Here is an 11,874-nt window from a genome sequence, read left to right as displayed (position 1 = left end):
TAATATAATAACTGAACACATGGACGATACAATATTAGAATTCAATTATCCTACGGATAGTCCATCCATCATTAAAGTGATTGGAGTAGGAGGGGGTGGCGGTAACGCCGTAACCCATATGTATAAAGAAGGTATTCATGATGTTACATTTGTATTATGTAATACCGATAATCAGGCGCTTCTCAGATCGGATGTTCCTGTCAAGATAACTTTGGGACGCGAGATCACCCAGGGACTGGGAGCCGGCAATAAACCCGAGCGGGCCATGATGGCTGCCGAAGAGAGCCTTGATGATATCCGGAAGATGCTTAGTGACGGAACCAAGATGGTATTCATTACGGCAGGGATGGGAGGCGGAACCGGAACCGGAGCAGCTCCTGTTATTGCCCGTATTGCCAAAGACATGGGTATCCTTACGGTGGGTATTGTTACCATTCCCTTTGTATTTGAAGGCGAACGCAAAATTATACAGGCACTTAACGGTGTTGAAGAGATAAGCAAGAATGTAGACGCACTTTTGGTTATCAACAACGAACGCCTGCGCGAAATATATGCCGACCTTTCCATTACCAATGCTTTTGGCAAGGCCGATGATACGCTTACGATTGCAGCAAAAAGTATTGCCGAGATTATTACCCTGCCGGGACTTATCAACCTGGACTTCGCGGATGTGAAAACAACCATGAAAGACGGGGGAGTGGCCCTGATGAGCCGCGGATACGGCGAAGGCGAAGGCCGGGTGCGCAAATCTATCGAAGATGCGCTTAACTCGCCGTTGCTTAACAACAACGATATATTTAATGCCAAGAAGATCCTGTTTAACGTTTCCTTCTGCGAAGACACCGAACTTCGTATGGAAGAGATGAACGACGTACACGACTTTATGTCGCGTTTTGGACGGGATATCGAGGTTATCTGGGGTACTACCCTTGATAACACCCTTGGAAACAAGGTGAAGATCACCATTCTGGCAACCGGATTCGGCGTGGAGGATATTCCTCAGATTGCCGATCGGAGAAGAGCCGAAAACTCGCGGATGTCTGAAGAAGAACTCCGTCAGGAAGAAGATCGCCTGCGCAAGGAGCAGGAAGAGAAGGACCTGATTGACAAATACTACGGAGCTTCCGGTCAGCGGATGCGTCGTGCTTCCACCAGAGCGAAAGCCGTTATTCTCTCTACAGAAGAGATGGACGACGACGCCTTTATCGTATTGATGGAAGAGAATCCTACCTATAGCCGCGATCCGAAGATAATTACCCGTGCCCGTTCCAAAACAACCCGCGAAGAGGTAATAGCGCCGGTTATACAGGAAGAGAGTATCCAGGTAACTGAAAAGAAGGAAACGCCCGAAAACAACGGACCGGTGATCCGTTTCCGTTAATGAATGAACTGTTTGTAAAATAATAAAGATATGAATCTATTTGATCAGGTAAGTGCCGACATTAAAGCAGCGATGCTGGCCAAAGATAAAATCCGTTTGCAGGCATTGCGCGGAGTAAAGAAAGAATTTCTTGAAGCGAAAACAGCCAAGGGAAGCGATGGAGAGCTGAGCGACGAAGCTGCAGTTAAAATCTTGCAGAAGATGATTAAGCAACGTAAGGAAAGCGCAGAAATCTACGTAACTCAGGGCCGTCCCGAACTTGCTCAGGATGAATTGAGCGAAGCCGCTTGTATCGAAGTATATCTGCCCAAACAGATGAGTGCCGAAGAGCTTGAGCAGGCTTTGAAAGCAATCATCGAGCAGACAGGTGCCGCCGGAGCCAAGGATATGGGCAAGGTGATGGGCATGGCCACCAAAACACTGGCGGGAAAAGCCGAAGGCCGCATGATCTCCGAAACCGTAAAACGCTTGCTGAGCTAATTGCCAGGACCCAATCATACAAAATCCACCGTTCTTAGATGAAAGAACGGTGGATTTTTTGTTTAAAATACTTACCTCGAATATATCTCTTTTCCTTCTGAAATTAGACTAATTGCCTTAGATATAGTACACTCCTGCCGCTACCTACTTTTTCGAGTTTGTTTTGTTCGATCAGTTTCTTTATATCGGCCAATGCAATTTCCTTCGAGCACTGGTTAATTGCCATACAACGACTCGTAGAGATAGCGCGGGTCACCTGCAGTTCGTTCAGTATCTGCCGGAGTCTTTGTTCTTCAGTCTTCACCTCTTTCTTTTCCGATGTTTTCCGTTCCAGGGTCATGGAGCTTAAAGCCGACTTCATAGTTGGCGAGCAACGGAAATTGACGTTCTTAAAACTAATTGAGCCCGATCTTATCTGCGATTCTTTAGTAACTCCCGCCGGACATTTCAGCGAAACGGAATAATGCCCCAATCCATCCAGATTTACATTCTTACCGTTCTTAAGATGCGTTATAATAAGCGACGTAAAAGCCTCCAGCATCCCCTTGACATCTGCCGAACAGAATGACGACTGGTGTGATATTTCCGTAGCAAGATAGTTGATATCCACCGTCATGGAAGGTACGATCCGTGCATGTAATTCACCTTTACTCTCTTCCCCATTTGTTGGGGGATTTTTATACAACCTGTAGTTAGCAGCCATACCTATATATTTAATTGTTGATCCTATTGTAACTAATCGATTTTATGCCGAACTGCTAATCGTTGGACCTAGGTCTACTTTTCGTTGGACCATGGTTGAGATATCGTTGGACCCAGGTCAATATATTGTTGGACCTAGGTCCAACGATTAGTTGTTCGTTTGTAAAGATACTAATTATATAGTCAACATCACTAGTTCTCCATTGTATTTTTGCTAATTCATTCCTTATAATTTCTTCAACACAGCAATGTCTCTTTACAACCCACCATCTAAGATGATTCATTCAATATTGACATTTTTTATGATTAATTTATTAAATAGCTTGTGCTATTAATAAATTAATTGATACATTTGGAGCGACTAGTATTAGTTATTTGTAACAACCTTTAATAATAATGTAATGAAAAACACCCGATTGCCTATTATAGGTTACCAATTCAATTTCATTCAGTGGATTTTTCTTTTTGTATTTCTGTTTTTTTTCTCTGCCTGTAGTCATGAAGATATAACGCATAAAGACTTGAATCAATTGCTTATAATACTCTTAGGTTTTTTATTAGCGTTTATAATTTACATTTCAAGAAGACTTTATCAAGCTCGTACAATATTAAAAGAAAAGGAGAATACTCATATTATTAATCTTTCGAATGAAGAAGATTTACGTGAGATGAATTTTATTCAAACTGAAATTTATTTGAAGCTTAAAGAAATAAGTAGCGACGAAAAAGGGAAAATGATGACCCAGGAAGACTGGATCACGTTAGAACTGGAATTAAATAATATATATAACAACTTTGCGGTACGCTTAAAAAGCTGTTGTGAACAAATTTCCGAAACAGAACTCCGCGTCTGCTATCTCCTTAAAGCAGGTTTTTCTGTAACTTCCATCGCAAAAATTATAGGCAGAACCAAATCGGCAGTCTCTATGAGCCGAAAAAGATTACTAGAAAAAATAAACCGTTGCGATTGCCCCGCAACAGATTTAGATGATTTTATAACAACAATCTAGCCGTAAAACTCATTTGTGATCAATTAATGAACAAAAGTGAACAAAAGTGACCGAAAAGTGACCAGCTTTATGGGTATTGAACCAAATTTAGTGCTTAGTTTTGGAGTAACTAATTTATTCTATGTTCGAAGGATATATTATTCTTTGTACTAAAATTAAAACAAGTAATAATTTTAAGTTAATCTACAAATTGTATGGATTATGGAAAAAGTGGATATCTTTAGTTCATTCTGCAAAGTTGTTCTAAAAGTATTATTTTGCAATGGGCTATTAATTTTTGATAGTGAAAAATTCTTTATGCGATTGGTATTTAAAGATGAAAAAGGTTTTGGTTTGTGAGAACTTGATCACAATAGAAACTTTAATATTACTAATTTTAGTTATCGATACTAAATAGTCATTGCAAAGTTATAGGGCGATGAATAACAGACCGATCAACTGTTATAAATAAATTCTGTAAAGTAAATTAAATTCATTTTATCATGAAAAAGTTAAAAAAATTGTCATTAAACAAAGAAACTATTACCAATCTTAATGATAATGAAATGAAACAGTTAGAAGGAGGCTTGTGGGATTCCAGAGTATGTGGAACTTACTTTAATGGAGGAGGCTGTTATGGAACAGGGAGTAAAAACTCTTGTGCAGTAAATGCAACAGGGTACTATAATACAGCACTTATTTGTTTCTAAATCAGACACTAAGCCAACCCCGTCAGATGTGGAATATCTGACGGGTAATTTTTAACATTTTAAGCTATTCTATGAAAACTAAATATAAAATAATTGGTCTGTTGGTAACCTTCCTCATACCCATATCTTTAAATATGTACTCTAAAACTAAGAATGAGTGGAAGAAAATAGATAATTTATCGAATCAAGAATTAAGTAATATTGGTTCTTTAGCTAAACTATATGGATATTCAAGGTATTTTTATCCTAATCAACAAGTTCTTAGGGAGATAGATTATATAGACTGGTACCGATTCCTTGTGTTTGCTTCAAATAAAGTTATAGATTCAGAAACAGAAACAGAGTTTAGAAATAAAATTCTAAAAATCTTTACGCCAATTGTTCCTGAATTATCCTTTGATACGCCAGATAATTCAAAAAGTGTATCTGCAAATGCAAACGAAAGTTATGCTTGGGAGCATTATGGAATAGGAATTCGGTTGTACAACAATATTTTTCATAGTGATATTATAAGTTACAATGCCAAACAAAGAATTAACTTACCTACGCCTGATTCTATGTATTCTCTTCCGTTAAACGGCAATATGAATGCTTATATGCCTCTTTCAATTTCTTACCAGCATAGCCAGCCTTCGGATAAACTGAATCAACTAAAAAAAGATATAAAAAAGATTAAATTTAAGCTGGCAACAGAAAGTTTCTTGAAATTAGCTTTTGGAAAACCAGAAAAAAAATTTGCTTTTTTACAGGATTACCATTTTAGGATGGCAGATATTATAGTGCGATGGAATATTATTCGACACTTTTATCCATATTTTGAAGAAGACGGGCTAAATATAAAATGGGATGATGTTCTTAAAACTTCGTTGATAAATGCAGTAAAATGTAAAGATCAATTTGAATACTATGATGTGGTCAATAATATGTTGAGTTATGTCCATGATTCACATATTTCAGTTAATAAAGGAGGATACGTTGGTGGTATTGCTGCTATGGTTTTACAATATTATATTCCTGATATAAAACTCGATTGGTGTGAAGACAAAATATATCTTAGAGAGGTTCCTGACACATTAACTGACAGGTTGTCGATAGGGGATGTTCTTGTCTCGGTAAATGATATTCCTATAGATAAATTAATTGAGAAGAAATGGGATTTAGTTTCTGCATCAACAAAACAAGGGAAGTATGAAGCTCTATTAAGAGAAAGACTTTTGGGTGGATTTACTAAAGATTCACTCCTTAGTCTAGAGTTCAAAAAAATAAATAATGAAAGTGAGTTTGTTAGGCTTTTTGCAAATTATAATGATGATATAATATACAAAGAGGAATATCCTTACTTTATTAAAAGACTAGATAATAATATTTATCATATAAATTTAACGCACAAAGGCCCGGATGCCACTTATAGCGTTTTTAAAGAGTATATTGAAGAATTTAAGAATGCAAAAGGGATTATATTAGATATAAGAGGATATCCCGATTACAATGTAACTGATAGTATCATACCGCATTTTTATGTAGATTCAATAAGATGGGGTGACTTTGGTCGTCCAATATATTACTACCCCAATCAAGAAAAGGTCATATATGATAGGGGTGTCGAATACTTGCCTAAGACGAGTGATTATATTAATACACCAGTATCTGTTTTGATAAACCATAAAGCGATGAGTTATGCAGAGACTATTATTGAAATTCTGAAAAGAAATAAAATAGGCACACTTATAGGAGAACCTACGATTGGAACAAATGGGGATGTTGGGATACTCAATCTCCCAGTGTACGCATTTAATATGTCTATTATAAAAGATTTCTCCGGCTATCATGGGAAGGGAATATTTCCGGATATCACTGTCAAAAGAACTTTGGAATCGATACAAAACAATAAAGATAATATACTAGAAACCGCTATAAAACACATTTATGAATTGGATACCAATAATAAATAAAGAATTGCACGATCAAGTTGACGGGAAGATTAATGAAATCTTTTCTGCGCTTACACAACATGAAGCAGATTTTAAAGTGCCTGACCTATTTACAGGAGAATCTGGGATATGCCTTTTTCTTGCATATTATTCACAACTGAGTAATAATTCGGATCTAGATCTTACTACTTACATCGATAATATCGTTGATATGACAGATGAGATATTCAGTACGCCTTTGAACGATTATAAGGATATTACAATTATCTCAGAATTAGGATGGATGATTCAACATCTTTCTCTTCATAACATGATTGATATTGATTCGGAAGATTATTTTCGTGATTTGGATGAGAGTTTGTACGAGTCATTATTCTTGTTTATAAATAATAATAGATATGATTGTCTAAATGGAGTTATAAACATAGGCATCTACTTTTATAATAGATATTTATATGGAAATAATGAAAAATGCTACACATATCTGGAGGAAATGGTTGAACAAATGGCTGCAAAGAGAATAGAAGAAGACGGATTAGTCAAATGGATGTCGATTGTTGACTATAAGAATCATCGGCTTGGTTACAATTTAGGTATTGCTCACGGTATTCCTGGACTTATACTTTTTTTTATAAAACTTTACGATATAAATATAAAAAAAGATTTATTGTCGCGTTTGATAATAAAATCATCTTTGTACCTGCTTTCTCACAAACGTGTTTTAGGAAAATTTAAGTCATACTTTCCCGGTATATACTCAGATATTGAGGAATCGGATAAAACTAAATTATCATTAAATAACAACCATGAAACAAGACTGGGATGGTGTTATGGCGACTTATCAGTGGGTTATGCTCTATATAAGGCATCATTATTGGGCTTTGATGAGATAATGTTTTTGGAAGAAGAATCTCTGGATATTTTAATTCAAACCACGTATCGGAAAAGCTTGATTGATATGGGTATTAAAGATGCATGCTTATGCCACGGTACCGCTGGAATATCTCATATTTATAATCGATTATATCATTTGAGTGGTAATGATGAATTTAAAAATGCAGCTTCATTTTGGCTTTGTGAAACATTAGGTATGGCTAAGGAAGAGAATATATTTGCTGGATACGTTACAGACTTGTATAATAATGAAGAGAAGAAAATAGAAATTCTTAAAAATCGGTCCTTTTTAAGTGGAATTTCTGGAATAGGATTATTCTTTCTTTCAGTACTTCATCCATCAGAGCCATATTGGGACGAATGTATGTTATTAAGTTAATACAATGTATATGATGTATAGGCCATTCGATACCTTTGTTTTTAGGACTCCGTTGTTTCCTATAAATAAATTAAATGATATTCTTTCAAATGAAACTCTATTTGGAGATCTAATTAAAGATTTAATATTCCATGAAGCTATATTTTTGGCGTCTCCGGTTCTTTATAAAGAAACCCTTAAATATTTAAATAATAATTTAAATGATAAAGATGCGAAAAGACTATTAAATTCTCTCACCAAATATATTGAAAGGATGTTTGTCCGATGTACACCATTTGGCATATTTGCGGCATGTGGTGTTGGTCAAGTATGTAATAATGCTAATAATTCAAATATTGTTATTACTGTATATAACAATTGAAAAGTATACCATATTCCAGTTGAAAAGTATACCAGTGCTCATTGTTTGCGAAGATAAAAAAAGTTATCTAAACGCAGGTTAGATTCTTTTATTTTTGATCCATTTTTGAGTTTCTTTCATTCTAAAAGAATCACCGTTCATATTTATTAGATATGCTTTATGGGTTAATCTATCTACCATTGCGGCCGTGAGGATTGGATCTCCGAAGATTTCTTTCCATCGATCGAAAGCCAGATTGGTAGTAATAATTGTTGCTTTTCGTCCAGTCCTTAAGGAAAGGTGATTGAACAAGGCTTCAGCACCATCTTTGTTAAAGGATACATAACCAAACTCATCACATATTACCAGATCGTATTTAATAAACTTCAACTCCAGCTGGTGCAGCGTTCTGGCCGAACGGCATTCCCGGATCTGAGTAAGCAACTGGGGGATGGAAGTAAACAACACATTATATCCCATTTTACAGGCATTAATACCAAGGCCGATGGTTATATGGGTTTTTCCGGTTCCCGGATTGCCGGCAAGGACTATATTCTGAGCGTTTTTAATAAACTCAAGAGTTTCTAATTCAGGCAATACGATTCTTACATCATCGGGCAGTTCTTCCCGGTTCAATTCCTGCAGGTATTTATACTGAGGGAATCCGGCACGTTTAACATGAGCTTTTTTACGATTCTCTTCTCGATGTGCATCTTCATTCTGAAGCAGGGTGAAGAGGAACTGTTCATAGCTCCAGGAGTGGCAAACAGCTTCCTGTGTGGTATCTTGCAATGTTTTGCGAATGGAAGGCAACTTCAGCGTTTTCGACAAGTCTGTTATTTGCTGCCTTAGGTTGGATTCATTTTCTTTCATTATTATACTATTTTAGAGTTGTTGTTCATCATCATAGACCACATGGATAATTGCTTGATGGCAAAATCTTCTATCTCGTCTTTTTGTTCATGCTTGTAAAGCGGAGGTGTTTGATTGAGCCTGTTATATAGCAAGGTTGTAATATGTGCTGCTGTAACCGTTTTGATACCGGACTGTTCGGCATCTTTGCCAGCAAGAGCGATTTCATCGTAAGAGATTGCACGTTCTTTTGCGAAGATAAGCAGGTCTATAAAAGACTTTCCATTATCCGTAAAGTACTTATAATACAGCCCTTTCATTGATTCCGGAGCTTGAGATAAGGCAACAGAACCACTTAAAGCACCCGGTTTTCGCTTCAGTGTCTGTAGATAATGATTGAGATTGAGCGACCAGGTTGAATAATAAGAACGTTCATGTTCCGCCACAGGGGCATTGTCCATATATATCAGTAACTTTTCACTGAATATTTTAACCTCGACCATTCTGCCTACCAACGTGTCGGGTACAGAGTAATGGGAGGTATTCAATGTGATGGTAGACCATTTATCTACTTTGAGTTCTCGCCTTTCAAAACAACCCATTGGTGTTGTATAGGGTAACAGCGAGCGAAGATCTTCCTCCAGTTTTGGCCTGATATCTTCGGATGCGTTTAGCTTCCTGCAGGTCTGGCGCAGATGCTCCGTTGCCTGTTCTATGGTATCAAAAGTGTCTTTTAGGCAGAAGGCTTTGCGGCGCAAAACCTCCACCGTACGTTCCACATGTCCTTTTTCGTTTCCTCGTCTGACATTACAGAACCGGTATTTGAAGCCATAGAATGCCGTCATTCGAAGAAGAGCCTGGGTTGGTTCCTTTTCATTTCCGGCAAAAGAAGCTACGGCTACACGCATATTGTCGTATACAACTTCATGGGGAACACCTTTACATTCTTCAAAATAGTTGGCGTGAGATTCCATAAAGGCCAGCGTGTCTTGCCGGTGAAACAGATCCCCCCAACGGCCATTGCTGCTACATAAAGCAAATGCGGACATGTACAGTTTCTGCCAACGACCCGCTATGCAAAGCTTTACTTCCCCCCAATCGAACTCCGCCTTCTCACCCGGGATATAACCCTGTTTGATAAAGCTTTCCTTTTCTTTTTGACTGCTTTGGTTGCTGATATAACCACATACTGTAGAATAGGATATGTCATAACCTTTTTCCACTAGCAACTCATGTATATCTTGTTTGAACATACGCTGCTTATGACGCCCGGACCGTTTCTTAATTTCGTTTTCCTCCAGACAATGGTCTATAATACGGATGATATTCTCGGTAAGACGTCGTTTGGGACGATTTTCTGTTTTATAAATTGGGGGCGTTAATATATACGCCTCTATCCTGGATTTATCCCCTTCCTGTTCCTTCAGGGCTTTGGTATACTCATCCAGGATACGGTGAACCGTAATGCGGCTAAAACCTAGTCTGCGTGAAATTTCCCTTTCACTCAAACCCTCATAATTTCGTAATCTGATAATTTCTGATTTGTCTTTCATGCTAATCATTTTATCTCTGTGCTGGTTTTTACATCACAAAGAAATTAAACGTTATGGAAGTAGTGCTTAATCTTGATTAATTATGTCAGCACTTGATTCCGTTTCGGCTACGCCTGCACTACATCAAGTGCTGACCTGAACCTCTACTTTTTCTGATTAGCTGGTATACTTTTCAATTGGAATGGTGGTATACTTTTGAACTGTTATTTATAGTATATATAAAGGAAATATGTATTTCTTAGTAAATGCATCATCATTCTTTGAAGATGGTTCTTCTTCTCCATTTCCTAATTTAACAGAAGATAGTAACCCGGTTGTTGTTAAACTAAAATTAAAATAATAATATTATCACTAGTGTCCGGTTAAGGACTTTAACAAACTCCTGAAACCCGCATTGATAAAGGCTTTCAAATACGTTCTTTAATTTTTCGATTTGAAAATATTGGAAATTACCTAGATTTACGAAAAATACCGTAAATCATGAATATAGGGAAAACCGTTTTCGCGCAACTGATGTCATTTTTACCGACTTATGAATTCAACAAGTGTGTTGAAAAGTACAAGGGTAACCATCGCGTAAGGAACTTTACCTGTAAGGAACACTTTTATGTGATGGGTTTTGCTCAACTTACCTATAGGGAAAGTTTACGTGACATCGAATCTTGCTTGACAGCGTTTTCCAATAAATTATATCATTCAGGCATAAAGCAGCCGGTTCCTAAATCCACATTGGCAGAGGCCAACGAAAGTCGGGATTGGCGAATTTATGCAGACTACGCACAAGTTCTGATCAAGGAGGCTCGACACCTTTATGAAAAGGATAACGAGTTCAAGCTTGATGTCAAAAACATGGTGTACGCCTTGGACAGCAGCACCATCGACTTGTGCTTAAGTCTTTTTCCATGGGCGAAGTTTCGCAAAAACAAAGGTGCTGTTAAAATGCACACGTTGCTGGACTTGCGGGGCTCCATACCCACATTTGTACATTTGACGGATGGTTTATGCCACGACGTCAATGTAATGGAACATATCGTAGTCGAGCCTGGTGCCATTTATGTAATGGACAAAGGTTATGTCGATTTCTTTCGGTTCTACACTATCATCCACGAACAACGCGCGTTCTTCGTGACTAGGGCCAAGGATAACATGGCTGCCAGAAGAGTGTATAGTCGAAAGGTGGACAAGACCACCGGACTCAAATACGATCAATCTATAAAACTGACAGGCTTTTACATCAAGAAAGATTATCCAGACTATTTGAGGAGGATAAAATATCAAGATGCCGAAACCGGCAAGATTTATGTTTTCTTGACGAATAACTTAGAGTTACCAGCCTTTACAATTGCTCAGTTATACAAAGAACGATGGAAGATTGAACTGTTTTTCAAATGGATAAAACAGCATCTTCGGATAAAAGCTTTTTATGGCACCAGCAGAAACGCAGTGTACACCCAAATATGGATAGCAATCTGTATGTATCTGCTTGTCTCAATAGTCAAAAAGAAAATGAAATTAGAGCCGCCGCTCTACACTTTATTGCAGATTTTCAGCTTGACTTTGTTTGAGAAAATGCCTATAAATGAGCTATTTATAAATACAAATTACAATTTAACCAGTCCGAATAGTTCTAACCAGTTGAATATCTGGTAGTTTTAACCGGACA

General features: G+C 37.4%; 11 protein-coding genes. 8 read left to right on the top strand and 3 right to left on the bottom strand.

Going from position 1 to position 11,874, the window contains the following annotated elements:
• The first annotated feature begins 19 nt into the window (after nt 1-19).
• Both ftsZ and F5613_RS10350 read left to right on the top strand, forming a co-directional pair.
• Nucleotides 20-1,381, top strand: a complete 1,362-nt coding sequence (gene ftsZ / locus F5613_RS10355; protein ID WP_079682671.1) for a cell division protein FtsZ — start codon at nt 20-22, stop codon at nt 1,379-1,381.
• A gap of 30 nt (nt 1,382-1,411) precedes the next feature.
• Nucleotides 1,412-1,861, top strand: coding sequence for a GatB/YqeY domain-containing protein (locus tag F5613_RS10350; RefSeq protein ID WP_068184014.1), 450 nt, complete (start codon nt 1,412-1,414; stop codon nt 1,859-1,861).
• A 103-nt stretch (nt 1,862-1,964) separates the two neighbouring features.
• Here the strand turns inward: F5613_RS10350 and F5613_RS10345 are convergent, their stop codons facing one another.
• Nucleotides 1,965-2,564, bottom strand: coding sequence for an HU family DNA-binding protein (locus F5613_RS10345; protein ID WP_179399700.1), 600 nt, complete (start codon nt 2,562-2,564; stop codon nt 1,965-1,967).
• 400 nt (nt 2,565-2,964) lie between these two features.
• On the opposite strand from F5613_RS10345, the gene F5613_RS10340 reads away from it, so the two are divergent.
• From F5613_RS10340 to F5613_RS10320, 5 genes are all read left to right on the top strand, one after another.
• A complete protein-coding gene (locus F5613_RS10340) occupies nt 2,965-3,573 on the top strand; it encodes a helix-turn-helix transcriptional regulator (protein WP_179399699.1) in 609 nt (202 codons plus the stop codon).
• 482 nt (nt 3,574-4,055) lie between these two features.
• Nucleotides 4,056-4,262: a class I lanthipeptide gene (locus F5613_RS10335; RefSeq protein ID WP_179399698.1), complete on the top strand. Its 207-nt coding sequence runs from the start codon at nt 4,056-4,058 to the stop codon at nt 4,260-4,262.
• A 71-nt stretch (nt 4,263-4,333) separates the two neighbouring features.
• Nucleotides 4,334-6,214 (top strand): S41 family peptidase, encoded by a 1,881-nt coding sequence (locus F5613_RS10330; RefSeq protein ID WP_179399697.1) that lies wholly within the window; start codon nt 4,334-4,336, stop codon nt 6,212-6,214.
• Complete coding sequence (locus F5613_RS10325; RefSeq protein ID WP_179399696.1) at nt 6,189-7,466, top strand: lanthionine synthetase LanC family protein; 1,278 nt, start codon at nt 6,189-6,191, stop codon at nt 7,464-7,466. The genes F5613_RS10330 and F5613_RS10325 overlap by 26 nt, the downstream gene beginning before the upstream one ends.
• Before the next feature lie 10 nt (nt 7,467-7,476).
• On the top strand, nt 7,477-7,827 hold the full coding sequence (locus F5613_RS10320) for a lantibiotic dehydratase (RefSeq protein ID WP_179399695.1): 351 nt from the start codon (nt 7,477-7,479) through the stop codon (nt 7,825-7,827).
• Between the two features lie 78 nt (nt 7,828-7,905).
• Here F5613_RS10320 and istB read toward each other — a convergent pair whose 3' ends face one another.
• Nucleotides 7,906-8,679: an IS21-like element helper ATPase IstB gene (gene istB / locus F5613_RS10315; protein WP_179399694.1), complete on the bottom strand. Its 774-nt coding sequence runs from the start codon at nt 8,677-8,679 to the stop codon at nt 7,906-7,908.
• A 2-nt stretch (nt 8,680-8,681) separates the two neighbouring features.
• The gene (gene istA, locus F5613_RS16540) at nt 8,682-10,211 is read right to left on the bottom strand and encodes an IS21 family transposase (protein WP_179399693.1); all 1,530 of its coding nucleotides are present in this window, start codon (nt 10,209-10,211) and stop codon (nt 8,682-8,684) included.
• A 480-nt stretch (nt 10,212-10,691) separates the two neighbouring features.
• On the opposite strand from istA, the gene F5613_RS10305 reads away from it, so the two are divergent.
• Entirely contained in the window at nt 10,692-11,861 is a 1,170-nt protein-coding gene (locus tag F5613_RS10305) for an IS4 family transposase (RefSeq protein ID WP_179398827.1), read from the top strand.
• The last annotated feature ends 13 nt before the right edge of the window (nt 11,862-11,874 follow it).

Source organism: Macellibacteroides fermentans (genome assembly GCF_013409575.1).
GTDB lineage: Bacteria > Bacteroidota > Bacteroidia > Bacteroidales > Tannerellaceae > Macellibacteroides > Macellibacteroides fermentans.
This window is presented reverse-complemented; position numbering and strand designations above follow the sequence as displayed.

Bases quoted from the DNA above. Each gene is read 5' to 3' on its own strand.
- F5613_RS10350 (WP_068184014.1), top strand. From the start codon at position 1,412: ATGAATCTATTTGATCAGGTAAGTGCCGACATTAAAGCAGCGATGCTG.
- F5613_RS10335 (WP_179399698.1), top strand. From the start codon at position 4,056: ATGAAAAAGTTAAAAAAATTGTCATTAAACAAAGAAACTATTACCAAT.
- ftsZ (WP_079682671.1), top strand. From the start codon at position 20: ATGGACGATACAATATTAGAATTCAATTATCCTACGGATAGTCCATCC.
- F5613_RS10305 (WP_179398827.1), top strand. From the start codon at position 10,692: ATGAATATAGGGAAAACCGTTTTCGCGCAACTGATGTCATTTTTACCG.
- istB (WP_179399694.1), bottom strand. From the start codon at position 8,679: ATGAAAGAAAATGAATCCAACCTAAGGCAGCAAATAACAGACTTGTCG.
- F5613_RS10345 (WP_179399700.1), bottom strand. From the start codon at position 2,564: ATGGCTGCTAACTACAGGTTGTATAAAAATCCCCCAACAAATGGGGAA.
- F5613_RS10330 (WP_179399697.1), top strand. From the start codon at position 4,334: ATGAAAACTAAATATAAAATAATTGGTCTGTTGGTAACCTTCCTCATA.
- F5613_RS10320 (WP_179399695.1), top strand. From the start codon at position 7,477: ATGATGTATAGGCCATTCGATACCTTTGTTTTTAGGACTCCGTTGTTT.
- istA (WP_179399693.1), bottom strand. From the start codon at position 10,211: ATGAAAGACAAATCAGAAATTATCAGATTACGAAATTATGAGGGTTTG.
- F5613_RS10340 (WP_179399699.1), top strand. From the start codon at position 2,965: ATGAAAAACACCCGATTGCCTATTATAGGTTACCAATTCAATTTCATT.
- F5613_RS10325 (WP_179399696.1), top strand. From the start codon at position 6,189: ATGAATTGGATACCAATAATAAATAAAGAATTGCACGATCAAGTTGAC.